Origin of the sequence: Vibrio tapetis subsp. quintayensis (assembly GCF_030409945.1) — a bacterium.
Lineage (GTDB): Bacteria > Pseudomonadota > Gammaproteobacteria > Enterobacterales > Vibrionaceae > Vibrio > Vibrio quintayensis.
Genome location: NZ_JAUFQV010000036.1, coordinates 163,129 through 188,580 on the forward strand (window position 1 = coordinate 163,129; position 25,452 = coordinate 188,580).

Annotated in this window: 22 protein-coding genes and 1 riboswitch; of the genes, 12 read left to right on the forward strand and 10 right to left on the reverse strand. The window is 43.7% G+C overall.

Annotated features, from left to right (window positions below):
* The first annotated feature begins 161 nt into the window (after nucleotides 1-161).
* Nucleotides 162-872 carry a sulfite exporter TauE/SafE family protein gene (locus tag QWZ04_RS19755; RefSeq protein ID WP_435433636.1) on the forward strand — a complete coding sequence of 237 codons (711 nt, stop codon included), beginning with the start codon at nucleotides 162-164 and terminating at the stop codon, nucleotides 870-872.
* A 148-nt stretch (nucleotides 873-1,020) separates the two neighbouring features.
* Here QWZ04_RS19755 and QWZ04_RS19760 read toward each other — a convergent pair whose 3' ends face one another.
* On the reverse strand, nucleotides 1,021-1,374 hold the full coding sequence (locus QWZ04_RS19760; RefSeq protein WP_290329959.1) for a VC1380 family protein: 354 nt from the start codon (nucleotides 1,372-1,374) through the stop codon (nucleotides 1,021-1,023).
* A gap of 170 nt (nucleotides 1,375-1,544) precedes the next feature.
* Here QWZ04_RS19760 and QWZ04_RS19765 point away from each other — a divergent pair, with 170 nt between their 5' ends.
* On the forward strand, nucleotides 1,545-2,867 hold the full coding sequence (locus QWZ04_RS19765; protein ID WP_290329960.1) for a MipA/OmpV family protein: 1,323 nt from the start codon (nucleotides 1,545-1,547) through the stop codon (nucleotides 2,865-2,867).
* 112 nt (nucleotides 2,868-2,979) lie between these two features.
* Here QWZ04_RS19765 and QWZ04_RS19770 read toward each other — a convergent pair whose 3' ends face one another.
* Nucleotides 2,980-3,567, reverse strand: a complete 588-nt coding sequence (locus tag QWZ04_RS19770) for an FMN-dependent NADH-azoreductase (RefSeq protein ID WP_290329961.1) — start codon at nucleotides 3,565-3,567, stop codon at nucleotides 2,980-2,982.
* Between the two features lie 193 nt (nucleotides 3,568-3,760).
* Between QWZ04_RS19770 and hrpA the strand changes: the two genes are divergently transcribed.
* The 3 genes from hrpA (at nucleotide 3,761) to QWZ04_RS19785 (ending at nucleotide 9,105) form a co-directional block, all read left to right on the forward strand.
* Nucleotides 3,761-7,678 (forward strand): ATP-dependent RNA helicase HrpA, encoded by a 3,918-nt coding sequence (hrpA, locus tag QWZ04_RS19775; RefSeq protein WP_290329962.1) that lies wholly within the window; start codon nucleotides 3,761-3,763, stop codon nucleotides 7,676-7,678.
* 155 nt (nucleotides 7,679-7,833) lie between these two features.
* Nucleotides 7,834-8,328: a porin family protein gene (locus tag QWZ04_RS19780; protein ID WP_290329963.1), complete on the forward strand. Its 495-nt coding sequence runs from the start codon at nucleotides 7,834-7,836 to the stop codon at nucleotides 8,326-8,328.
* A gap of 309 nt (nucleotides 8,329-8,637) precedes the next feature.
* On the forward strand, nucleotides 8,638-9,105 hold the full coding sequence (locus tag QWZ04_RS19785) for an outer membrane beta-barrel protein (protein WP_290329964.1): 468 nt from the start codon (nucleotides 8,638-8,640) through the stop codon (nucleotides 9,103-9,105).
* A 149-nt stretch (nucleotides 9,106-9,254) separates the two neighbouring features.
* On the opposite strand, the gene QWZ04_RS19790 is transcribed toward QWZ04_RS19785, so the two are convergent.
* The gene (locus QWZ04_RS19790) at nucleotides 9,255-9,602 is read right to left on the reverse strand and encodes a rhodanese-like domain-containing protein (RefSeq protein WP_435433637.1); all 348 of its coding nucleotides are present in this window, start codon (nucleotides 9,600-9,602) and stop codon (nucleotides 9,255-9,257) included.
* Between the two features lie 111 nt (nucleotides 9,603-9,713).
* Nucleotides 9,714-11,195 (reverse strand): carboxypeptidase M32, encoded by a 1,482-nt coding sequence (locus QWZ04_RS19795; protein ID WP_290329965.1) that lies wholly within the window; start codon nucleotides 11,193-11,195, stop codon nucleotides 9,714-9,716.
* A 191-nt stretch (nucleotides 11,196-11,386) separates the two neighbouring features.
* On the opposite strand from QWZ04_RS19795, the gene QWZ04_RS19800 reads away from it, so the two are divergent.
* Nucleotides 11,387-12,025, forward strand: coding sequence for a LysE family translocator (locus QWZ04_RS19800; protein ID WP_290329966.1), 639 nt, complete (start codon nucleotides 11,387-11,389; stop codon nucleotides 12,023-12,025).
* Nucleotides 12,026-12,097: 72 nt separating this feature from the next.
* Here the strand turns inward: QWZ04_RS19800 and QWZ04_RS19805 are convergent, their stop codons facing one another.
* Entirely contained in the window at nucleotides 12,098-13,474 is a 1,377-nt protein-coding gene (locus tag QWZ04_RS19805) for an alanine/glycine:cation symporter family protein (protein ID WP_290329967.1), read from the reverse strand.
* A 93-nt stretch (nucleotides 13,475-13,567) separates the two neighbouring features.
* A riboswitch (glycine riboswitch) is annotated at nucleotides 13,568-13,673 on the reverse strand.
* Between the two features lie 461 nt (nucleotides 13,674-14,134).
* Here QWZ04_RS19805 and QWZ04_RS19810 point away from each other — a divergent pair.
* Nucleotides 14,135-14,293: a hypothetical protein gene (locus QWZ04_RS19810; protein ID WP_290329968.1), complete on the forward strand. Its 159-nt coding sequence runs from the start codon at nucleotides 14,135-14,137 to the stop codon at nucleotides 14,291-14,293.
* A gap of 15 nt (nucleotides 14,294-14,308) precedes the next feature.
* Nucleotides 14,309-15,055, forward strand: a complete 747-nt coding sequence (locus tag QWZ04_RS19815) for a chromosome partitioning protein ParA (RefSeq protein WP_290329969.1) — start codon at nucleotides 14,309-14,311, stop codon at nucleotides 15,053-15,055.
* Between the two features lie 373 nt (nucleotides 15,056-15,428).
* Here QWZ04_RS19815 and QWZ04_RS19820 read toward each other — a convergent pair whose 3' ends face one another.
* A complete protein-coding gene (locus QWZ04_RS19820) occupies nucleotides 15,429-16,388 on the reverse strand; it encodes a transposase (protein ID WP_290329970.1) in 960 nt (319 codons plus the stop codon).
* A 250-nt stretch (nucleotides 16,389-16,638) separates the two neighbouring features.
* Here QWZ04_RS19820 and QWZ04_RS19825 point away from each other — a divergent pair, with 250 nt between their 5' ends.
* A complete protein-coding gene (locus tag QWZ04_RS19825; RefSeq protein ID WP_290329971.1) occupies nucleotides 16,639-16,995 on the forward strand; it encodes a rhodanese-like domain-containing protein in 357 nt (118 codons plus the stop codon).
* A gap of 259 nt (nucleotides 16,996-17,254) precedes the next feature.
* On the opposite strand, the gene QWZ04_RS19830 is transcribed toward QWZ04_RS19825, so the two are convergent.
* Genes QWZ04_RS19830 through QWZ04_RS19845 form a run of 4 tightly spaced genes read right to left on the reverse strand, consistent with a single transcriptional unit; the run spans nucleotide 17,255 to nucleotide 21,921 of the window.
* Nucleotides 17,255-18,391, reverse strand: a complete 1,137-nt coding sequence (locus QWZ04_RS19830; RefSeq protein ID WP_290329972.1) for an ABC transporter permease — start codon at nucleotides 18,389-18,391, stop codon at nucleotides 17,255-17,257.
* Nucleotides 18,388-19,554, reverse strand: coding sequence for an ABC transporter permease (locus QWZ04_RS19835; protein ID WP_290329973.1), 1,167 nt, complete (start codon nucleotides 19,552-19,554; stop codon nucleotides 18,388-18,390). The genes QWZ04_RS19830 and QWZ04_RS19835 overlap by 4 nt, the downstream gene beginning before the upstream one ends.
* Nucleotides 19,535-20,518: an HlyD family secretion protein gene (locus QWZ04_RS19840; protein WP_290329974.1), complete on the reverse strand. Its 984-nt coding sequence runs from the start codon at nucleotides 20,516-20,518 to the stop codon at nucleotides 19,535-19,537. The genes QWZ04_RS19835 and QWZ04_RS19840 overlap by 20 nt, the downstream gene beginning before the upstream one ends.
* Entirely contained in the window at nucleotides 20,515-21,921 is a 1,407-nt protein-coding gene (locus tag QWZ04_RS19845) for a TolC family protein (protein ID WP_290329975.1), read from the reverse strand. Before QWZ04_RS19845 ends, QWZ04_RS19840 begins: the two co-directional genes overlap by 4 nt.
* Before the next feature lie 218 nt (nucleotides 21,922-22,139).
* On the opposite strand from QWZ04_RS19845, the gene QWZ04_RS19850 reads away from it, so the two are divergent.
* The 3 genes from QWZ04_RS19850 (at nucleotide 22,140) to QWZ04_RS19860 (ending at nucleotide 25,449) form a co-directional block, all read left to right on the forward strand.
* Entirely contained in the window at nucleotides 22,140-23,741 is a 1,602-nt protein-coding gene (locus tag QWZ04_RS19850; protein ID WP_290329976.1) for an ATP-binding protein, read from the forward strand.
* Between the two features lie 17 nt (nucleotides 23,742-23,758).
* The gene (locus QWZ04_RS19855; RefSeq protein ID WP_435433640.1) at nucleotides 23,759-24,421 is read left to right on the forward strand and encodes a response regulator; all 663 of its coding nucleotides are present in this window, start codon (nucleotides 23,759-23,761) and stop codon (nucleotides 24,419-24,421) included.
* 65 nt (nucleotides 24,422-24,486) lie between these two features.
* Entirely contained in the window at nucleotides 24,487-25,449 is a 963-nt protein-coding gene (locus QWZ04_RS19860; RefSeq protein ID WP_290329978.1) for an ABC transporter substrate-binding protein, read from the forward strand.
* Nucleotides 25,450-25,452 lie beyond the last annotated feature (3 nt).

Sequence of the window (25,452 nt, forward strand, 5' to 3'; positions counted from 1 at the left end):
TTGTTTGCTAACATCTACTTACATAAATAGTGTCCATTTGTGGTAAAAACAAGGCTTGCTCGTTTTTCTTCCATTCATTTTACATTAAGCAAGTTCGATATTGCTCGATATATCAGTAAGCTGCCGATAGAATACAGGCCTATTTCGCCGAGGTGATGAGTATGGAATCTACAACATTAATCGCTATGGGGCTTATTTTTCTTGGCTCATTTGTACAAAGCGCTATTGGTTTTGGTTTAGCCATTGTCGCTGCTCCACTTTTGTTTTTGATTTCACCGCTCTATGTTCCAGCACCTATTTGTTTGGTCGCGCTGTTTATATCCTTACTTAATGCGTACAAACACAAATCTAATGTGTCTTTGGGTGGGTTAAAAGCCGCGATCATAGGCCGAGTTCCGGGCTCTATTGCTGGTGGTGCGTTGCTTTTATACGTCTCGGTTTCCAGTTTGTCATTGTGGCTTGGTATTTTCGTATTGGTGGCGGTTGCGGTGAGTTTGTTGCCATTTCGAATTGAACCGACACCGATGCGAATGGGGATCGCGGGGTTCTTTTCTGGTTTCATGGGAACCAGTTCGAGTATTGGTGGGCCACCGATGGCACTACTGCTTCAACATCAAGATGCGAACGCATTGCGAGGTAACCTCTCCGCATTTTTTGTATTCAGTTCAATCATTTCCCTTATTGTGCAGATCCCTATCGGTTTTTTAACTTGGCAGCATGTTGAAATTACCTTGCCATTGATTCCGGCGGCTTGGTTAGGGTATTTCTTGGCGAGTAAGTGTGTTGACCGGTTCTCCAAACAATGGATCCGTTACGGGGCGTTGGTATTGTGCGCGGCGAGTGGAGTTGGTGCCATTTGGCAGGCGGTTTAAATTTGGCTAAAGGCTAAAGGCTAAAGGCTAAAGGCTAAAGGAGATCTAGAGACGGGCTTACTGATAGTCGCAATAATAAAAGGAAGCACTTGGCTTCCTGTTATTATTTGGATTGTAGATAAAGGCGTTCAAGACTGCCGAAAGTTCATTAAGGTTGATTTGCGTCTTCTTCTAGGATTTCTATGACGTCAGAGGAGGAGTTTTCATGGCTGATGAGCAACAAAGTCAGCAATGCATCGGCTTTGACACTGACATCATCGGACTCGTTGAGCAGCTGTACTATTTTGTCTTTTAGCATCACCACTTCATGTTCTACGAAGCCTCGAGCTTCGATCTCGCCTCCAACATCTTCTGGCTGACTGTCAAATTCGAGGAATAGAAAATCGCCATCTTGCTTAGTTGAAAGCAGACGTTCTGGCAGCCATTCTTCTCCAGTAACCACATCTAGATCGAGGTCGTTTGGAAGATTCTTAAGTAATTGTAATAATTCCGATACTTTCACAATGATTTTTTATATTATACGTCGCTATATACGTTATTGTAGCGGCAAAGTGGCGAGCATCTTAAAGTAAATTGCGCTTTTTAGCTATATATCTTGATATAAGAATCAATTAGTTCCATTTCATCTTCGAAATTTCAATTTGTCATTGTTAGACATGAGTATTGGCATCCATGCTTTTTAATAAACTGCTTCTAAATAAACCGACCGTAACCCTTTGCGCTGTTTCCGTTCTTTCTTCACCTCTTGCGCTTGCTCAATCTGAGCAGGAATGGGGCTTGAGTGCTGCTTATCGTTCGGCATCTCTTGTCCATGAATTTCCAGGGACCTCTGATACATCGGTGAGTACTTTTGTCCCGATGTTCTACTATCAGGGTGAACGCTTTTATATGGACGGGCTAGAGGGGGGGGCGCATCTATACCAGCAAGATGATTGGCAGGTAAACGCATTTACTCGCCTACGCTTTGTTGATCTGCCTGCGTCGAAGCAAAACGAATTCGGTGGCGATGTGTTTGATTTAGGTGTTCAGTATCGCCGTGACATGGACGAATTTTGGTATGCGGATGTCGAGGTGCTGAGCGATAGCTATGGTCGTTTCCATGGTAATGTTAGGGCTACCGGCGAATACGCGACCGAAAACTGGGATTTTAAACCAAGCGTTCAAATGCGTTACAAGACCAGCGACTTCAACTCGCAATATTATGCCGCCGAAAGCCTAACAGGCGAGCGTATCGGTGGTGGCGTTGACTTCAAGATGGGTTTTGAAGCTCGTTATCACGTAACTTCAAATCTGTACTTAATGGGTTCAGCTTACGCAACTCGTTTAGATGGCGCAGCTTATGGAGCAAGTGCCGTTAACGAACAATGGGCAAGTGAATATTTTGTTGGTTTTGGTTTTGCTAATGATAAAAGCGTACAGAGAAAATCTGAAATAGGCGCAAAGCCTTATATGCGAATTGCGCAAGGGTTTGCAACGCCATCAGATATGGGAGACATCTTTCAGGGCAAGGGTGAGCAAGATCCAAACAACAATAAAATGACCTCATTCTTCTATGGTCATCCGCTGACAGACGAATTATTTGGCTTACCATTGGATGTCTACTTAACTCCGGGTGTCGCATGGCATTGGCAAAGTGATACGCAGAAATCGAGCCCAGAATACGTTGTGGCTATTAAAGCGTACTACACATTTGATTGGCCTGTACGTTGGAAGTTCGGTGTGGCAGAAGGGGTTTCATATGTTCAACACCCAACACATATTGAAAGTAGTGAGCTTGAGAAAAAAGAGTACGCAAATGGTAGTCCACTGATGAACTATCTCGATATCTCTTTTGATATCAACGTGGGTGACATCGTAGGTAAGTCTGATTGGGAAAGTATGTGGATTGGTTATGCATTGCATCATCGTTCGTCCATCTTTGAAAAGGCTTCTCAGTTCGGGCGTATCAAAGGTGGCAGTAACTACAATACAATTTACTTACAGTATGATTTTTAGTTAACGCGATAACGAAGTGATGTAGTGTTAATTACACAGAAAGGGTCAGCATAGTGCTGACCCTTTGTTATTTTGAGTTACAGGTTACAGGTTACAGGTTACAGGTTACAGGTTACAGGGATAGGGCGCTGATTTGTTGCTTCGCGCTGTCTAGGCCTTGTTTTGCCATCTCATCACCCATGTTCAATGCTTCTGCATAAACAAACTCTAGGTCAGTAATGCCAACGAAGCCAAGCACCGTTGTTAGGTATGGTGTGATGATGTCTGTTGCTGCGTCTTTATGGATACCACCACGAGTGGTAACGATAACGGCTTTTTTGTTCTCAAGTAGTCCTTTTGGACCTTGTTCAGTATAAGCGAAAGTGACGCCTGCTCGGGCGATCATATCAACCCAGTTTTTAAGCTGCGTCGGTACGGTAAAGTTGTACATTGGCGCGGCAATGATTAAGGTATCTGATTGTTTGATTTCTTCTATTAGTTTGTTAGACAGAGCCAAAATTTCTTGTTGTTCAGTGCTTAATTCATCTCCGCCACGAAGTGCAGTTGCAACATTCATGTCTAGCATTGGTAGTGCATCTTGTACGAGATCGCGTTCAATTATCTGCTCGCTATCCTGAGTTTCAGTTAGTTGTTCGATTATTTGATTCGATTGAGAGTAGCCACCAAGGATGCTTGATTTAAGTACGAGTAAGCGAGACATATTGTATTCCTTATATTTTCATCAACAGGCAGTGTTGTTGAGATAGATGTTATGCGAATGCTGAAATCGAGATAAGGCGAAAAATGTGCTCATCATGTTCAAAAAAATCGAACAAGGCGGAAAGATTAAGGAATTGAATGGTGTGTGGTACAATCGCGCCAATTTTTAAAGTCTTAGTTAGATAGGTATTGCTTTGACCTCGTCACAGCCAAAAAAACAACAAAACAGCGCTGCAAGCCTTAAAGCAGCACTAAAAGAATGCATGTTCAAAGACCGTTTTCGTTTGCAAAAGCGAATTTTTGGTGCGAGTAAGATTAAAAAAGACGAATCTCGTAATGCGGTATTTGATGAAATTGCAATGGACATTGCCAAGTCTATGATGACGGCGCAGCAACGTATTACTGCAAGCGCTAAAATCGAATACCCAGAACTGCTTCCTGTTAGTCAAAAGCGTGACGACATTGCTAAAGCGATCGAAGAAAACCAAGTAGTTATTATCGCAGGTGAAACGGGTTCGGGTAAAACGACGCAACTGCCTAAAATATGCAGCGAAATAGGACGAGGCAAATATGGGCTTATTGGCCACACACAACCTCGTAGACTAGCAGCACGCTCAGTTGCAAACCGTATTGCTGAAGAGATGGAAACCAAGCTCGGTGAGTTTGTTGGTTATAAAGTTCGTTTTAACGACCAGATTTCTGATAACACCCAAATTAAATTGATGACAGACGGTATTTTGCTGGCTGAAATTCAACACGACCGTTTTCTCAATCAATACGACACCATCATTATTGATGAAGCTCACGAACGCAGCTTAAACATCGATTTCATTTTGGGTTACTTAAAAGAACTGCTTCCTCGTCGTCCTGACCTCAAAGTTATTATCACTTCGGCTACTATTGACCCGCAACGATTCTCAAAGCACTTTAGAGATGCGCCGATCATCGAAGTGTCAGGTCGAACTTACCCTGTTGAAACACGCTACCGTCCGTTGAATGCAGATGACGGAGAAAACGACAGAGACCAACTTGAAGGTATCTTTGAAGCGGTTGACGAGTTGTGCGATGAAGGGCTAGGGGACATCCTGATCTTCATGAACGGTGAGCGAGAAATTCGCGATACCGCCGATGCCTTAACCAAGCGCAAAATCCGTGATACTGAAGTTGTGCCTTTGTATGCGCGCTTATCTTCAGCGGAACAAAACAAAATATTTCAATCTCATTCTGGACGCCGAATTGTACTGGCAACGAACGTGGCTGAAACGTCACTGACAGTACCTGGTATTAAGTATGTTATTGACCCAGGTACGGCGAGAATTAGCCGTTATAGTTACAAAACTAAAGTCCAACGCCTGCCAATTGAAGCGATTTCTCAGGCAAGTGCCAATCAACGTAAAGGCCGTTGTGGCCGTGTTGACGAAGGTATTTGTATTAGATTGTATTCAGAGGACGATTTCTTATCTCGCCCTGAATTTACCGATCCTGAAATCTTAAGAACCAACTTAGCATCGGTTATTTTGCAAATGACCGCATTAGGTTTGGGCGATATTCAAGCCTTTCCATTTGTTGAAGCACCAGACAAACGCAACATTCAAGATGGTGTTCGCTTGTTGGAAGAATTGGGGGCGCTTGCCGTCAGTTCTAAGAAAGATGAAGACTCTAAAAAGCGACTGACTCCATTAGGTCGTCAGATTGCTCGTTTACCGATTGATCCTCGTTTGGCTCGTATGGTGATCGAAGCGTCTCGAATCGGTTGCCTTAAGGAAGTGATGGTTATCGTTTCTGCGTTGTCTATTCAAGATCCTCGTGAACGTCCAAGTGAAAAACAGCAAGCCGCTGACGAGCAACATCGCCGCTTTAATGACAAAGAATCGGATTTCATTACATTTGTAAATCTGTGGGATTACATTCAAGAACAGCAAAAAGAGCTGTCTGGTAACCAATTCCGCAAGCAGTGTAAGAAAGAGTACCTTAACTATTTGCGCGTACGTGAATGGCAAGATGTGTACTTTCAAGTTCATCAAGCCATGAGGGAGATGGACACTAAACTTAACTCTCAGGCCGGTAGCTACCAGAGCATTCATAGCGCCTTATTGGTTGGGTTGTTGTCTCATATTGGTGTTAAAGACCAAGAGAAAAATGAGTATCAGGGTGCGCGTAATGCTCGCTTCAATATTTTCCCTGCATCTGGGCTATTCAAGAAGCAACCTAAGTGGATCATGTCTGCTGAGTTGGTTGAAACGTCGAAGCTCTGGGGGCGCATTATTGCGAAAATACAACCAGAATGGATTGAGCCGTTAGCTAAGCACTTAATAAAGCGGAGCTATAGCGAACCGCATTGGTCTAAGAAGCAAGCCGCGGTAATGGCGCACGAAAAAGTGATGCTATATGGCATCCCAATTGTGCCTAAGCGCACCATTAATTATGGCAGTATCGATCCTGTCGTCAGCCGAGAAATTTTCATTCGTTCTGCGCTGGTTGAAGGTGAGTGGGAAACAAAGCACAAGTTCTTCAAGCAAAACCGTAAGCTTTTGCAAGAGGTTGAAGAGTTAGAACATAAATCTCGTCGCCGTGACATTTTGATCGACGACGATGAGTTGGCCGATTTCTATGACCAACGTGTAAGCACCGAAGCCGTTTCGGGTAAGCACTTTGATAGCTGGTGGAAAGCTAAATCTAAATCAGAACCTGAGTTACTGAACTTTGAAAAAGAGATGTTATTCAAAGGTGATGCCAGCCACATTACTGATTTGGATTACCCAAACTTCTGGCATCAAGATGGTTTAAAACTTAAGTTGAGCTATCAATTTGAACCCGGCGACGACAACGATGGTGTAACCGTACACTTACCATTACCTATTTTGAATCAGGTGGATCAAACCGGGTTTGATTGGCAGATCCCGGGCTTACGTCATGAGTTAGTAGTTAGCTTAATTAAGTCTTTGCCTAAGACGTTGCGCCGAAATTTTGTGCCTGCTCCAAATTATGCAGACGCATTTTTGGCTCGTGTAACGCCAATGGAAGCGCCATTGTTAGATGCGTTAGAGAAAGAGCTTCGCCGAATTACAGGTGTTGAAGTATTACGAGAAGACTGGAAGTTAGAGCAAATTCCAGATCACCTAAAAGTTACCTATCGTGCGGTTGACCATCGTAATCGTAAGCTAAAAGAACACAAAAATATTTACGAACTCAAAGAGAGCTTGAAAGATAAGGTTCAAGAAACGCTATCACAAGTAGCGGATGACGATATTGAACAACAAGGTCTGCACACATGGAGCTTTGGCGAATTGCCAAAAGTCTACCAGCAAAAACGTGGTGGTTTTGAAGTCAAAGCCTATCCCGCTTTGGTTGATAATAAAGACAGTGTTGAAATAAAGCTGTTTGAAACCGAGCAAGAACAACATTCTGCCATGCGACAAGGCCAGCGTCGTTTAGTGTTATTGAATGTGCCATCACCCATAAAGTATCTGCACTCTAACTTGCCAAATAAATCCAAACTTGGCTTGTACTTTAACCCTTACGGCAAGGTGCTTGATTTAATTGATGATTGTATCTCTTGTGGCATTGATAAGTTGCTTGAGCAAAATGGTGGCATGGCTTGGGATCCAGAACAGTTCGAACAAACTAAAGAAAAGATCAGAGCGGAGCTTGGCGACACTGTTGTCGATATAGCCCAACAAGTAGAAACTATTTTGACCACGGCATTTGCTATCAACAAAAAGCTGAAAGGCAAAGTAGACTTTACCATGGCGTTTGCGCTTTCTGATATCAAAGCTCAAATTGAAAGCTTGATCTTCAAAGGTTTTGCAACAGAATGTGGCTGGAAACGCTTGCCCGATATTCTTCGCTATATGAAAGCAATTGAGCGTAGAATGGAAAAACTACCGATCGACCCAAATAAAGATCGATTGCACATGATCCGAATTGAATCGGTAACGAACGACTATAAAGAGCTGTTGAATAAGATCCCGAAAGGCGTGCCAGTACCAGAACCGATTAAAGAAGTTCGTTGGATGCTGGAAGAACTTCGAGTGAGCTTTTTTGCCCAGCAGTTAGGCACCCCTTATCCCGTGTCTGACAAGCGAGTGAAGAACGTTATCTCTGATTTCTAACGTTTATTATTTAGGCATATACTTTGCATAGGTTAAGGGAATAACACAGCGTCAAAAAATAGCTGACAATGATTTAACGCCTCATTAGGGCGCTAAGTTTGGATAATCAAAGCCATATATGGCTTGTAATTCAATGGATTAATAAAGGTATAAGCATGAAAAAGATTCTTATCGCAGTGGCATTGGCTGGCATGTCTTCAACGGCAGCGGCCGATGCATTAATTTATGCTGGGGCAAACGTTGGCCAGGCAAGCATCGATTCGGACAAATCTACGGTGTTTGGTGCTCACGTAGGAACTGGTATCCTACCTTTCATTGGTATCGAAGCGGGTTATCAAAAACTGGGTGATGCTTCTGTCGGCTCTGTAAACATCGAAGCATCGACAATTTATGTGGCAGCGAAGCCAAGTATTGATGTCGGTCCAATACAAGTATATGCAAAAGCAGGCTTTCACTCGTGGAGCCAACAGATCAGTAGTGCTTCAAGTGATGACACTGGAACGGATCTCATGTACGGCTTTGGTGCAGAATACTACCTGATCGACAATCTTTCAGTCGGCGCTTCGTGGACACAATTTAAGATGGGCGGTAATACAGCGGATGTCAATTCTGACCAGCTCGCACTAACCGCGACGTTCCATTTCTTATAAGCTCCACGGTTTAGTCTTACAGTCTTAGGCACCGAAGTTCCGGTGCCTTTGTAGTTTTTATGTCAGAACTACGCTGAGTTGTAAATACGTATTGCAATAGGTTTGATTACTCTAGCAAAAAAGTTATAGAATCAGCCTCAAATTTTGAGTGAGTGCCAGTTAAGGCATTCAATGAGTTCAAAAAGTTTGTAGGGATTAAAGCTTTTTCCATTTTGGTCGATAAATGCAGTATGGATTGAAGAATACCCACGCTATTTAGCTTGATGGGTATGTGTGCATTTTGTTCGAGTTTGAAGTAGTAGGAAAGAAATGAAAAAGATTCTATTAGCATTAGCACTAACTGGCGTAGCAACAACAGCTTCTGCTGATTCATGGTTATACGCGGGTGCGAACGTTGGCCAATCTGATCTAGATGGTAAGAACGCGACAGCGGCTGGTTTTCATGTTGGTACAGGCATTCTTCCAATCATTGGTTTAGAAGCGGGTTACAACAACCACGGTAAAATCAATGACTTGGATATGAGCTCATACTACTTTGCTGTTAAGCCAAGTATCGACTTAGGTCCTTTGCATGTGTATGGTAAAGCGGGCGTACACAGCTATAAAGGTGAGCAGTCAGGAGCTAAAAACCAAGATGGTACTGACGCAATGTATGGCGTAGGTGTTGAATATTTTATGTTTGATATTCTGTCTGTAGGGGGTTCTTATCAGAACTTCAAAACAGATGCCGGTAATATTGGATCATTCAACCTAACAGCGACGGTTCACTTCCTATAAGAAGTTGTGACCTAAGCGCATCGTATACTAAGAGCGACTTATAACTTCGGTTAGAGTCGCTTTTTTGTACTCCCATGAAAGAGTTATCGATCGCAGCATTGATTACGTAGAGTCTCACTAATATCAAATCTCATCCATGCAGAACTGTTTTAGCGATTTGTTAGCATTTCCTGTAAACCCCCCGAATTGTGCAAGTTAGTAAATCCTTGTTCGCGTAGGTAATTGAATGCTTGGCCTGAACGGTTGCCGCTTCTGCAGTACAAAACAATAACGCTGTCTTTGTCGATAGATGAAAAGTGCTTATCAAGTTCATGCAATGGGAGATTAAGCGCGTTGTCTAAATGCCCTTCAACGAATTCTTGAGGCGTTCGTACATCGACGATCAGAGCACCTTGTTCTATCAGTTGCCAACCTTGCTCTGCTCGTTCCGACGCCATTGCAAAAGAGCCAAACAAAAGGATGAAGGCAAAAAGTGCAACTTGTAGATTTTTAAACATAGTTTTTCTCGATAGCAAACTGGTGAATGTTTAGCCTAGTATATAGAAAAAGGGCGCATATACGAGTTGATATGCGCCCTTGAAATGCTAATTTTGGAATAACGGTATTCGTTACAAGTAGCGATCTTCTAAGTGCTTTTTAAAGAAGCTAGGATTCAATACTTCACCTGTCGCTTGAATCATCAATTCATTGGTTGAAAGCGTACTCGCTTTATTCCAAATGTTTGTACCTAGCCAATCAAAGATTGGTGTCAAATCACCAGAGTTAATCACGTCTTCAACGTTCAGATGCTTTTTAACCGTTGCCATTTGTTGCGCAGCATACATAGCACCAAGCGTGTAACTTGGGAAGTATCCGAATGCGCCGTCAGTCCAGTGAATGTCTTGCATGCACCCATTGGTGTAGTTACCTACCGTATCAAGGCCCAAGTATTGTTTCATCTTCGCGGCCCAAAGCTCTGGTACATCAGTATGAGAAATTTTACCGTTGATCAGGTCACGTTCAATTTCATAGCGAAGAATAACGTGGGCCGGGTAGGTTAGCTCATCGGCATCGACACGGATAAAGCCTTTATCCACTTTGGTGTAAAGTTTGTGGAAGTTATCATAAGAGAAAGCAGAATCGGATTGACGTCCGAAGTACTGTGCGGCTTTTTCAGACAGAGTTTTAATGAACGCATCACTACGACCTAGCTGCATTTCAAAAAATAGAGATTGAGATTCGTGCACACCCATTGAACGCGCTTCTCCAACCGGAAGCCCTGCTAATGATTTCGGTAAACCTTGTTCATAACGAGCGTGGCCTGTTTCGTGAACCGTGCCCATTAATGATTGTACAAAGTCATTTTCGCAGTAACGCGTGGTCAGGCGCACATCGGATGGCACACCACCACAAAATGGGTGGACACTCTCATCAAGACGACCGTGATTGAAGTCGAACCCAAGCAGTTTCATTACATCCAAACCCAATTCGCGCTGGCTTGATGTTGGAAAAGTACCACTTGGTTGAATGCTCTGTTGTTGCTGTTGTTTTTCAATCACTTGATCAATGAGGCTAGGAAGCCATGTTTTCACATCGCCAAACAGACCCTCTAGAAATTCTGTATTCGTGCCTGGTTCGTAGAGATCCAGCATGGCATCGTATGGTGTTAGGCCTGCGGCATCTGCACGAATTTGAGATTCTTCACGAGAAAGCTCAACCACTTCACGCCAGTTTTTTTCGAAACCTTGCCAATCATTTTGGCCGCGTTGGCTGCGCCATGCGTGTTCACATTTAGAACCCGCGAGTGCTTTTGCTTCAACAAGAGCTTCTGGCAGCACGTTGCTGTTGTTCCAGTTACGCTTCATTTCACGTAGGCTGGCGGCTTCAGTCGTTGAAAGAGATTCTTGTTCGGCTTTGTCAAACCATTCTGCAAGTTGTGGTTGAGTTGATAGGCCGTGAACGTGAACAGACAGTTCTGCCATTGCTTCCGAGCGAGCTTGGTTGCCACCACTAGGCATCATTGCAGCCTGATCCCAGCCACATATAGCAGAGAGATGATTGAAGCGAGAGATCTTCAAGTTGTGGTCGACAAGTTTTTTGTAATAGCTCATGGTTATCCTTATTTCGTAGCTTAAACGAGCGGAATGAAATCCAAGCCAAACTATATCAACTATTTAACAACGAATCCTGTGCAATTTGGTTACCTATCCGAGTTGATTCGACTTTTTTCTGTAAACTTCGCTTTCCAATCTTTGAAACAATTGTTATACAGATGGAATGATTTAACTATTTGTTCCTTACTATGCAACTACTGAATATTGAAGCTTTTTTGATTGCCATTACTATCCTAACGTTAACTCCGGGGCTTGATACGGCTTTGGTTATTCGCAATACCAGCCGTAGCGGTGCGCTTCAAGGGAGCATAACCAGTTTAGGTATTTGCTTGGGTTTGTTCGTGCACGCTACATTTTCGGCCATTGGTATATCAGCCATTCTCTTGCAATCTGCTGAAATGTTTATGGTTATGAAATGGGTTGGCGCCGCGTATCTAATATGGTTGGGTATAGGCTCATTAAAAACCATGTGGCGTGGTGGCGACGCACTACAAATTGAGGCGGTAAACAGTGGTTCACAAGGGGATTGGAAGAAGTCGCTTAAAGAAGGCTTTTTATCCAATGTCCTGAACCCGAAAACCGCCGTGTTCTATCTCGCTTTTCTACCACAGTTTATTCATCCAGATTATTCACCATTCCTACAATCGCTGTTAATGGCGACGATTCACTTCTTTATCGCTATGGTTTGGCAATGCAGTATTGCTGTTATGATCAATCGGGCGAAAGGTGCGTTAGGTAACACATCGTTTGTTCGTTGGCTTGAAGGTGCAACAGGGGTGGTATTGGTTGCATTGGGTGTGAAGCTTATTATGGAAGAGCCTTTATAGCAGCCATCGTATAGACATAGCTTAGACAGAAATAACAAAGTCCGCAGTTATCGCGGACTTTGTCGTTTTAGATTATGCTTGAACTGGTTTCGAGGATTGTAAGCCAGACTCAATATCAAAGAATCGCTTGGTTTCTTCAATTACGACACTTCTTAATGCAATCAAACCAATTAAGTTTGGAATCGCCATTAGGCCGTTTACGATGTCTGCGATAACCCAAATCATGTCCAACTTTAAGAAAGCACCTGATGCGACTAACGCTACGAAGATGATTTTGTAAGGCAGAATGGCTTTGGTACCCATCAAGTAAACCACGCAACGCTCGCCGTAGTAGTTCCAACCTAGAATGGTAGTAAACGCAAAGAACATCAAACCAACCGATACCATCATCGGGCCGATTGATTCAGAATCTAAGCCGACTGAAAAGGCGTAAGTCGTCATCTCTGCGCCAGCAAGATCGCCTTGCCAAGCACCTGTTAGAATAAGAGTTAAGCCGGTCATCGTACAGATGATGATGGTGTCGAAGAAGGTACCGGTCATTGAAATCAGGCCTTGTTTGACACAAGAGTCTGTTTTCGCTGCTGCCGCCGCCATTGGCGCACTACCAAGACCCGACTCGTTAGAAAACACGCCGCGAGCAATACCTGATTGGATTGCGAGCATTATGCTGGCGCCTAAGAAGCCACCACTTGCCGCAGTATTGGTAAAGGCAGAACTCACGACTAACGAAATCGCGGCACCAAGTTGGTCTGCATTCATTGCCAAAACACTGATACATGCAAGGATGTAAAATAGCGCCATGGTTGGTACCACTTTACCTGCAACTTTAGCGATAGACTGGATTCCGCCCAGTGTCACGATGGCAACCAGTGAAGTTAAAACAATGGCAGAAACGTCACGAGATACCCCAAAAGACAGATAGCTAGCGTCTAAAATGGCATTCACTTGTGGGAAGGTGCCAATACCAAAGCATGCAACTCCCAACGCAAAAATAGCGAACATGACGGCTAAGAATTTTGAACCTACACCGTACTGCAAGTAGTACATTGGTCCGCCAACCATTTGGCCTTTATCATCAACTTTACGGTATTTCACCGCAAGCAAACATTCGGCGTATTTCGTCGCCATGCCAAATAAAGCCGCGAGCCACATCCAAAATAGAGCGCCAGGGCCACCCATTTTGATAGCGGTAGCAACACCAACAATGTTACCCGTACCAATGGTTGCCGAAAGAGCAGTACACAAAGCGGCGAAGCTGGAAATATCACCTTGTTTTTCTTGGTCTTTGTTTTTGCCAAACACTAGTTTTAGTGCAGTAGGCAGGTGACGGAACTGCAAAAGGTTGAGTCGAAAAGTGAAGTATGCGCCGGTACCAACTAACAGAATTAGCAGTGGTGGACCCCAAACGAGGTTGTCGACAATTTGTAGAAATGAATATAGGTCTTGCATGGTTTCCCCTTAATAAACAACATATAAGGAGAAGAGAGAAAGGGGATCAACGATCCGCAAATGGCTCAATAGATTGAGTTACATGGTATAGCCTTTCACTCCTCTGTCCTTTTGCCTGAGAGTTTCACTCAACACACAAAATGTGCGTGAGCTTGCTCCTTCGGCGACCGATTTAACGGTTCTCTCCAGAGGTTCCTCCAATGACAGTCCTCACTGTTACTTAAAACAGCACCTGAAAGATTCGGCGATTTACTGCTGCCAGTAAAAGGCTATGCTTCTTCGGTAGGTCTCTCTAATTAAAGAGATTCCGCTCTCCTGTACATCTTCATCGGAACACGAATCCAACTAGTGGATTATGTTTGTCCTTAACGCACTAACGTTAAGAAGATGAGGAGGTTATCAGGAATTTTGAATAATTCAACTGATTTTGATCAAATGTTTACGAGTAATGTAATACGCGATGCTTTAATCCTATTCGAGTAAGGTTTGATATGCTCTCATCGGGCGTATTGGTAATCAGATGGGGCGAGTGAGGAAGCGAAAAACAACAAATTTATAATTGCTTGCATAATTCTTAGTCGATTAATGCAAACAGCGACATTACACTGACGCGAACTTGGCGAAAAAGTGGTATAACTGATTGAGGTAAGGGAGATTGCTATGACAAGATTAATTGCTATTGCGGCCTTAATTGGTATCGCCGTTTTACTGTTTAAATATCGCACCAATGAAAAATTGCAAAAGGGCGTTATCTATACTTCAGTAATTGGTACAGCAAGCTATATTGTATATGTTGTGTTGATGGAACTAATTCGTTGATGTTGGAGTATAACGGTGAGTAAAGAAAACGAAGCCATTGAACGAGATGATCTCGACGATGAAGTCGTGATTGTAGAAGAACGTAATAAGACGTCTTATTTATATATTGCCGTTGCGGCCTCATTGGGCTTGGCAATCGGTGGATTAGCAGGCTCTATTCTTACTCAGAATAGCTGGCAGCAAGCGTATTCTAGTGTTGAAGCTCGCGTTCAAAAGCTAGAAGGCGAGAAAGTGGGGATGGAGCAAACCTTACTCAGTCATCAAAAGGATTTTGACTCTAAAGTGGAAGTTCAGCTTACTACTCAGTCAGACAAGCTTACACAAGAATACGAAAAGACCATTTCTGAGCTAGAGAAAAGCGTCACCGAGCTTGAGAAAGTGAACTTAGATCAGGAAAACCTAATCGCCAAACAGAAGAAAAGTTTGGAAACGGCGGAGGATGATAATCAAAAGCTGAACCGCCAGGCAGATCTTCAAGCAACGGTTTTCGAACGTTCACGTGAAGTGTTTCAACGTGAGCTCACCATAAAGCAAGAGATGAATGATTTAGTCAGAGAACAAGACGAATTACTTCCACAAAAAGAACGAATGAAAAAAGAGTGTGATGTGTTCTTAGAAGGTACTTCTTGGGATTCAAAAAGTGATGCGTGTGATAAAAGTGATGAGTTAAGTTCGAGACTCAGCCAAATCAACCAAATGCTGGAAGTTCACCGATTAGATCTACAGCAGATCCAACAGCTAAGTGAAGATATCGGCTTATAACACCGAGTTCTGATTGTTGATTGAAGTAAAAATGCAGCGAATCATCGCTGCATTTTTGTATAGACGCTATAGAGTTACTGCTCTTCTATGCGTACGTCTACACAACAGACACACACCTCAAATGGTTCCTATAGGACTATCTCTATAAACTAGACACACACCTAAATGACTTCTATAGAACTATCCCGAATTTAAAGTAAGCGAGTAATTCCACTTAGTAACCTGTCATCGATATTTGTGTGGTTTGCCTAATAGGGGCGTAGGAAAAGGTTGGTTTTAAAGATAATGTCGGGTTAAATCAATTTTGAGACAAACTCAGTTTACCAACTAAATGCTGGCGAAATATTGGAAATTTAAAAGTATAAGTGATTATCTATTCGAGCTGATAGCAGTGAATTCTTGATTTTTCTAGCGCAGCTTTTGCACGGTCAAGGTTGCAAGGTGATCCGATTGCTGTGGAACGTTTTCTTTCGAGTGTGGAGCAAACTTCCAACCAACGTGTTTGATTGAAGTTAAGTCTTTCTAAAATTGGGGGAAGATGCTCAGCCATCGATGCTTTATCTTCTCGAAACTGTCGTGCTGTCCAGTCTACTAATTCTATATAATCTATTAATCTAAAGGGTAGCCCATTCATCATTGTTTTGGTCGGATTACCGATGAATGGATGCAAACAAGGAGCAGTTTCTAGGTTTTCGTTAAGTGCCTTTAGTCTTGCTTTGATTGAGGTGAAATTCGACTGTTCAGGGGATGTCGCGATACCAGCGCGAACAGGATTTAAGTCTACATACGCCATGGCGGAAGCTAAGGCTTTTTCATCAAGCAGTGCTTGGCTCTTAAAGCGGCTTTCCCAAAAGTGCCCGGTGCATTGGTCTTCTTGATTAGCTTTACAGGCAATGTCGTAGTTAAGCTCTTTCATAAACCAACTTAATGACCATAACCTTTCTCGCCATGCTTCGATGATTTCGATGCACCTATCTTCTTCAGCTTGAGTCTTTAATTCTCGGCTTAGCCAACGCTGAATTAAAACGGGCAATTTATGAACATGGCACCAGCGTTCGACCACCTCACCAAGCGATAGTTCGAGAGCTTGATTGCGATTGATGTGCAGCACTAAGTGGTAGTGATTACTCATCACGGCATAGGCGCACACATCGATACAATAGGTGTAGGTGAGTGATTGAATTTTGCGTTCGATCCATTCTCGGCGATGTTCGTAGCATTTGTTTATGGCGGTATCTTTACCACATAAATAGCTTTGCCTTACACACCTTGAAACGCAATGATAGTAGGGCGTTACATCAACTGAGATGAGCTGTTTTCGTGCGGTCGCCATGAGTTTCTCCAATGTTTTTCCAAAGATAACAAATGTATCAGGTTGGAAAAGTTAGCGAGAACCGAACTGGAGTCGTCTCGACGTAAACTCAGTCGTTTTGCCATACTATTTGGTGTGTGTCCGGTGTAGAGAGGGATGGGTGGTTAGCTTGTTGTGTGAAGTTTGGTTTATCAATAAATATTAGCAATTGCTAAATTAACAATGTATAATTATTGGCAATGAAAACAATGATCGTGTGATAGGTATATTGATGAATGACCAGTTGATGTTAATTGTTGGGCTATTTGCGTTATTTTTCCTTTATCGACGTTTTAAAGCGAATAAAGTCAAAGCGGAACTATCGGGCCTAAATACAATGGATATTCAGTTATTAGATGTAAGAAGTGGAACAGAATTTTCTGGATTTAGTGCTCCGGGCAGTTTAAATATTCCAGTTCAATCTTTGATTTTAGGTGATACCAAAGGCTTAGATAAGAACAAAACGATGGTCGTGTATTGTGCGTCTGGGATGCGGTCTACGAGTGCTTGTGCTTGGCTTAAAAAACAAGGATATACTGTGATCAATGCGGGTACTGTAGGTCGTGTCATTCAAAATATTGGTTCATAAAGGAAAGAGATTAAGTAGACGCAGTCAAGCTAGCTTGTCGAAGAATTAGAAAACCCTTTTTGAGGGAGAAAAGACGATCGCTGAGCCAAGTAAGGTCGTAATTAAAGTTCTACTGTGTCACACGGTATGATGCCTTCCAATGTATCTCTTAAAGTTGGACTGTCTGGTTAGGCGCGGCTCTAGTTTAGCCAAAGCGCTAGATATAAAAATGCAGCGAATCGGTCGCTGCATTTTTGTTTAAACGGCTACTTAAAAGCTATCACACCTCTGTTCGTGTCTTCACTTTCATCGAAACCCAAGCAATCACTCCCCAGAGTAGCGTCAGCAGCCACAGTTGGGTGACGAGCTCTTTTATCTGTGTAATGGATGCGCCCATTTGATTGATTTTTAAGAAGCTCATGATTGCTGGTGTACTTGGGATCAAGTTACTGAGCAACACAATAGGGCTTGGAATGCTTTCTACTGGCCAAATAAATCCAGCGCTAAATATCAAAGGCATTGAGCTTAGCAAGACGAGTAGCGTCACCAGTTCCGTTCTTGGTACCCATCGGCCGACACAAACTCCAATTAAGCTCGCTGAAAACAAGAAGGGAACCAGAACAATAGCTAGATCAATTGGTGCGGCTAGACGATTGATTTCATACATCTCAAAGCTGTAACCGAAATAAAATAGGCTTAGCAACACGTAGAGCATACTAAAGCATCCGACTCGTACCGCCAGCAATTGAAAATTAGTGGCATCAGACCAATAACCTTTTCTATTTCGCTGAGAACAGGTAAGAATACCGACCCCCATCAATAGGGTTTGATGAAGTATGATCACAAATACCGCAGGGACTACGTAGTCAACATAACCCATTTTCGGGTTAAACGTTGGTTTCAGATTTAAGTGAATAGGGGCGTGTTGCTCTGAGGCAAGTGCCATTGGTTCCCCCTCCATCACTAACTTAGCTACTTTAGCTTGTGCGCCTAACGTTCCACTGGCTTTGGCTAAACCCTCGACTACCGTGCCATATACTAAAAAGTAAGAGGCATCACCGGCATAGGCAAGTGTTGGGCTTTTACCCAGTAACAAATCTTTATAGAAATGCTCTGGAATAACCAAAATACCACTAGCCTGCTTGTTTAAAAACTGCTGTTTGGCTTGTTCTATTGTATGAGCACGCGTGGCAATTTTTACTTGTGGTGTGGCATCTACCATGCGTTCTAGCTGGTAACTGCTTTGGCTTTTGTCTAGGTTCACTACGGTGATTTCTTGCTCTTGCGCCACTTGGTGTGCGTATGGCAAAGGGTAGAGGAACGAATAAAATATGGTTCCTCCAAATACCGTGACCACAATAGCTGGATGGGTAAGAATCGCCATCAGCTCTTTCTTAATCAGTGTCCACCAGCTCATGCTATTACCTCTTTCGCCAAATGTTTCTTAACCAACACGATGACCAGTAAGGCTGGTAAAATAAAGCCGAGCATGGGTAGTTGAGTTGTTAAGGTTTGCACCACATTTGCACCATAACTGGCTTGGTAAACTTGCGCCTCAATATAGTGACTCACGGGAAGTAAGCTACGCCAAGCTTGCGCGAGTTGATTCATATCAGTTACCGGGAAAGTAATGCCCATAAAGGCAAAGCTCGGGGCGGTATAAGCACCAGCAAAGCTCATGGCTCGTGTAGCGTCCATCGTTAAGAAGAAGAATAGACTGCCCATGATCATACAGGCGAGAATCATTAATAGTTGGCAAATGATAACCAATAAGAAGCTGCCATTGAATGCCCAACCGATACCAACAAATAGCCAATACAACAGTGCCAGCCCATGTAATGCAAATATGAGGCTATAAGGCGCTAGAGTTCGTACAAGGCGAGAAATCGGTGCGCTGCCTAACCAAGCTGATAGCGTTTGAGTTCTCAGTTGAGCCGCTATGATCATGACCGTAGAAACTACGATGGCGATTTGCCATATGGCCGGTACAACGGCTGAAATAAGAAACTGACTGTAGCTGGTGTTACTGTTAAACAGTGGCGTTATTTGGCTTCGGATCGGTACAGCTTTACCTAACGCTTGAGTTGGTGTCGCGTTGCCTTTCGCCAGGATCTTACCTGCATCTAATTTGGCGTTAAAAGTTCCTTGAGCTTGCAATAAGGCGGAATTTACCAAGCGCCCAACAAGAATGTATTGGCTATTAAAAAATGCCGTTACTTGCGGTGGTTGCGCTAAGTACGCCAACTTACTGGTGTCTTTTGGGATCACTACATAAGCGTATATGTCGCCAGATTGCAGAGCCAGCTTGGCTTGATGAGTATCGGTATAGTGAGCCGATACGGATAAGCTAGAAGTCGCATCATAGTGCTGAACCATCTGGCGTGACACTTGGGTATGATCCAAATCTACTACGCCGATAGGAATGTCTCTGGCGATGCTCGAAGAGAACACCCACCACAGGCTAACCATCAACAAGATAGGTAGCCATGTCAGTACAGACAGCAGCCACTTATCTTTTTTGACGATCTGCCACTGGTGCGCCAGAGAGGTCAGGTTTGGGTTATAAGTTTTCGATGACAACACTCATTCCCACTCGTAGGTTATCCATAGTAACGACAGGGCGCGCCTCTACTTCGAAAGTGCGCATATCAAACCCTTGGCTCGAATCGGTAGAGCGCCAAGTCGCGAAGTCACCCATCACGGCAACGTGGCTCACTTCAAGCATCACTTTCTCATCAATAGCAGGGATAAAGACTTCGAACTGGTTGCCTTTTTCGAATTTACTTAGCTGGTCTTCACGGACGTTAAATACGGCCCATGCGTCTTGCATATCAAGAACGGTAACGACAGGGAAGCCTTGTGGTGCAAGCTCGCCACTGTTTAGTAACACCTGAGAGACTTCTCCATTAAACCAGCTTTGAATTCGAGTGTCAGCTGCGTAAGCTTCTACTTCTGCCACCGCACCGGCTGCCATGCGTGCTTTTTCAACCGCTGCACGTTTGGTTTCGTCACGAGCACCTTCTTGCGCCATTTGATACATTTGGAATGCGGCGCTTTCGGTGTATTTGGCTGCTTGCCACTGTGTTTTGGCTTCATCACGTTTTTGCTCCGCGACGACCCCGTCTGAATAGAGGTTATTAACACGCTGGTAGGTTTTTTCCATGAGATCAGAGGCCGCTTTTGCTTTCATCCACTGATCTTTTGATGCTTGAATTTGCTGAACGCGAGCGCCTTTTTCTGCTTGTTGAGCCATTGCTCCCGCGGCTTCTTGACCAGCCACGGCTTGTTCTAATTTCGCTTCAATCTCTGGGCTGTAGATGGTGAATACCATATCGCCTTTACGAACCATATCGCCTTTACGTACAAGTACTTCATCAATACGGCCGGCAACTTTAGAAGAGACATTGTATTGTTGCGCTTCGATCTGACCTTGCAGACGAATTGGCTGATCTTCATAAGCTGTTGCAAAGCTGTAGGCCAACCAGCCAACTAGTGCAAGAGTGGCAGTACCGGCAATGGCAGGTTTAAGTAGTTTGGTGTTCATGAGTTATCCTTCTGAGCGATTGCACTAGATTCGTATTGGCTGAATGTGTTCATTTCGTTGCTAAGTGCTAGCAACTTATTTAAAGCGATAAGGTAGTTGAATCGCGCGAGGTGTTGTTGCGTTTTGATGCTTGCTAAATACAGTTCTGCATCGACGACTTCTAACGAGTTTGAAAGACCTTGATTAAAGGCTCTGCTACGTAAATTTAGGTTCTCTTTTGCCAAACTTAAGCTCGATTCTAAGCCGTTTACTTCTTCCATCGACTGTTCAGCGGAAAGGTAGGTTTTTTCAACCAAAACTTCGAGGTTCTTCTCGGCTTGAATGCGAAGGTATTGCACTTGTCGAACGGCGCTATGTGCTGCTTGAGAACGGTCAGAGCGACCAGACGTATCAATTAAAGGCACGCTTACACCGATACCAACCATCCAGTCAGGTTTCATTTGGCTCGCTAAACTTTCGTGTTCGTAAACAGAGTAATCACCGTAAACAAATACTTCAGGTAAGTATTTTCCGTCTTCTGCTTTGACTAAATTGGTCGCTTGCTTCTTTTTGGCATCTAGAATGTCTAACCCTGGGTAGGTAGCTAGAGTTTGATCAACAAACGCCGATAGTGGAGGAAGCTTATGATTAATGAACAGCGCACTTTCTAGCTCGATGTCTTTTTGGTTGAGCATGCTGGCAAGCGCAGCAGAGGCAATTTCCATGTCTCGGGCGGCTTTACGTGTGTCTACTCGAGCTTTATCCAAAGAGGCTTCGGCTTGTAGGCGTTCTACTTTGGCAATTTGGCCTTGTTTTTCAAGTTTGAGAGCAAAGTCTCGGTGTTGGGTGAGGCCTTTTTCTACCGCTTGACGAGTGACCAGCACTTCTTTGGTGAGCACAACACTGAAGTAGTATTTACTTAAATCTTCAAATCGAGCTTGGCGTTCCATCGCGTATTCGCTACGGGCTTGATCAGCTTGGCCAGAGGCGATTTCTTGAGCTGCAGTGATGCGGCCGCCAGTAAATATCGGCCAGATGGCACGGATAGATGAAGAAAAGATATCTCGTTCCGTGACAGTTGTTTCGATACCTCCGATGAGGTTACCAATAGCCTGATCAATAGCCGGAATACCACTACCAGATAAGCCTGTTGTAGCGTCTGCTAGTTGGTGACCATTCACCGTCACGTCTTTATCTAACACAGTGTAATTGGCGGATAGCTTGATGCTCGGTAAGTTCAAACCGTCTTTAGATTGTTGTAAGTAGCGGTAGCGATCAACGTTGGCTTGTGATGCCGCAAGTGAATCGTTGTCATTTTGTACAATTTGCCATGCTTGTTCAAAAGCCAGCGGCTGCGCATTGGCTGCAGCAAAGGGAAGTGCAAGAACACTGCCGATTAGCCAAGAGGTCGTACGTTTCATCATTGTCCGCCTAAGGAAGTACATTATCTAGAGTATATACTCTATTTTAAAGGTCTAACATCTAATGTAAAGAGTAGAAAGTGTAAATCAAAGTTACACATAACGGTAGCTTACTAAGTGTTCGATTAGCAATGATTAAAAAGCAATATCTGCCATAGTTAACAATATAAATGTAACGAGAATGTTATTGTTGGCTTTCCAATAGGTTAAGGAAAGACACATTGAATTGGAATAGCTTAAGTTTCAGGCGAAGACTATTGATAATCATGACCTTTTCGGGGTTAATTGAGCTGCTCATTTTATCTGGGGCGGGCTTTGCCTACATCAAACATTCTCAACAGCAAGAAATGGGGCAAAAGGCCCTAGGAATTGCACAATTTCTTGCTCAATCTCCAACGGTTGTTTCTATGGTTGAACGCTCAGAAGCCGATAGGTTATCTGATCAGATAGCAAGGTTAACTCAATCAATAGGCGCGACGTTCATCGTGATAGGAGACAGTCGCGGAGTGCGGCTTATTCACCCTTTGCCAGAACGAATTGGTTTGCCGATGAAAGGTGGAGACAACATCCGCGCGTTGGAAAAAGGGGAATCCTACGTGTCTTTCGCCCATGGTTCATTGGGCAAATCTGTTAGAGGTAAAACCCCAATCTTCAATGCGAGTGGGCAGATCATCGGCGTGGTTTCTGTCGGCTATTTACTGGATAGTTTGCAAGATCGAATAGAGCCATTTTTGGCTTTTCTTATCGCCATGGCACTGTTTGTTGTTGTCGCAAATGGGTTCTTATCAAATTATGCTTCACGTCGTTTTCAAAAAGCGATATTAGGCTTTGAACCAGAAGAAATTGCTCGTTTGTATGTTGAGCTCGATATCACCATGAGCACCATTAAAGAGGGGGTTATCAGTATCGATAGCCACGGGTTCATTCGTTCTATCAACAAAAGTGCTTGTGAGATTTTGCAAGTTTCGCGAGACCAAGCCATTAACCAAGCGATGAAGTCCGTACTTCCAGACAGCGGCCTTACCGAAATTTTGACCACCAAAGAGGCCCAGCAAGATCTCGATATCTACCTTAACGGTCAGCATATTGTGGCAAATAGGTATCCGATCATTGTCGAGGGGCAAGTAGTTGGAGCGGTATCGAGTTTTCGTCGCCGAGATGAAATCACAGAGTTAACCAAGCAGCTATCGCAAAGCCGTGAATACGCCGATATGTTGCGCTCTCAAACACATGAACATCGCAACAAACTCAATACGATCAGTGGGCTGGTGCAGTTGGGTGAAATAGAGGCGGTGCAACGCCTTATTGGTCAGGAAACCGATCACTATCAAAGCTTGATCGGTTTCATTCGAGAAATAGTAACCGACCCTTTAGTCGCGGGCTTGTTGTTGGGTAAAACAGAGCGAGCGAGAGAACTCGGATTAACACTTGAAATAGATGAAGACTCGCGGTTGATGTCGCTGCCGGAGGGCATGAGCGCCGACAACATAGTGACCATTTTAGGTAACCTGATTGATAACGCTTTTGATGCCACTTTAAGTAATGAGAAACGCGAGACTAATAGCATAAGTGTCTCTATCGGTGATTATGGAACAGAAGTGGTACTTGAAGTAGAAGACCGAGGTTGTGGTTTACCCAAACACTTGTCTGTTGAGCAACTATTTACTAAGGGCATATCAAGTAAAAATTCGGTCGGAAGGGGCATGGGGCTGTACCTAGTTAACAAGCTCGTTAACTTAAATAATGGTCAACTAGAAATAGTAAATAACGCCTCTCAAGGAGCGAGAGTCGCGGTGTATTTACCCAAGGAAAAGCAGAAGTGACAGAATTAATTAGAGTCATGATCATAGAAGATGACCTAGCCATCGCAGAAGTACATCGTCGGTATTTGGCTCAGATAGGCGGCTACGAAGTGGTCGCAATTGCGACGAATCAAACGGAAGCCGAAATGCAGCTAGACATCCTAAAGCCTCAGTTGGTGATACTTGATGTTTATCTGCCTGACGGTAATGGGTTAGAAATTTTGCGTCAGGTGCGTCAGCAGCAACAAGCGTGCGATGTTATTTTGGTTACCGCTGCCCGTGATGTAGACACCTTACAAGAAGCCATGCGCGGAGGCGTAGTCGATTATCTACTTAAGCCCGTTATGTTCCCAAGGCTAGAAGCCGCGCTAAAAAAATACCAGCAGCAACGACATCAGTTAACAGGGACAAACGACTTAGATCAGCAGATTGTCGACAAAATGCTCCAAGCACAAAATGCCGATGATGCCTCAGCTCGATTACCTAAAGGGATAGACGGTGTAACGTTAGATAAAATACGTGAATTGTTTAAACATGAAGCTCAGTTAACCGCGGATGAATCTGGAAATCGGATTGGAGCAAGCAGAACAACGGCGAGACGGTACTTAGAATATCTCATTTCAACCGGCGAGCTTGAAGCCGACGTAGTGTACGGAACGGTAGGGAGACCAGAGCGAAGCTATAAAAAAGTAATCCGTTGAAAGTAGCGTCGTATGGAAAACTCTCGTCTACACTTATTGGATAGTAAGAGCATGAAGGAGTGAGTATGTTCAAATGGTTACTGTTCGTCTGCATGGCCGTTTTTGTTTCACACACTCAAGCAAAAAATGTGGTGTTCGTTCATAGTTATCATTTTGGTTACCCTTGGGTGAAAGATTATCGAATTGGATTTCTAGAGACAATAGATAAAATGGAAATCCATGAATTTCAGATGGATACCAAAAGACGAGACCCAAAAGAGTTTGAAGCGATTGCAGAGCAAGCTTGGTCTTTTGTAATAAAAAATTCACCGGATGTCGTGGTGGTATCAGATGACAATGCGCTTAAGTACCTTGGCCCTAGGTTGATAGAACAACGCATCCCATTTTTCTTTATGGGAGTGAATGCCAACCCGCGTAATTATATTCCAATCACCGACACTGTTTCTGGCGTTTTGGAGCGGCCTTTAGTTCGTCGTTCTGTCTATATGATAGGCAAGGTATTGCCAAGCGCTAAGCGCATTAGGGTACTCATGGACTCAACCGTTACTTCTACGGCAATACTTGAAACCTCTTTTGGTAATAAGCTCAATCAGACCGTGACGGGAATAGAGGTAGACACCCAGTTGGTAGAGAGCTGGGAGCAATGGCAACAGCTGATATTTGATGCCAAAAGTGAAGGTTATGATGCGGTTGTTGTTGCCAATTATGCCGGATTAAAAGACAAAGACGGTCGCCATTATCACATGGATCTTGTGAGTGAGTGGACGAGCCAAAATAGCGACCTTCCTTTATTTGCTTTTTGGGCATATTCCGTCGGTAAGAAAAAAGCCGTAGGTGGGTTGAGTATTAGCGCAACACAGCAAGGTATTGTGGCAGCGCAATTGGTTAATCAATATTTTCAAGACCACACAATGCCTATGATCACGACTCCCGAGAAAGGGGCATTTGTATTCAGCCAGTCGGAACTTGACCGATGGAATTTGCATTTGCCTGCTGAAATTCACTCAAAAGCCAGGATGCTTGACTAACAG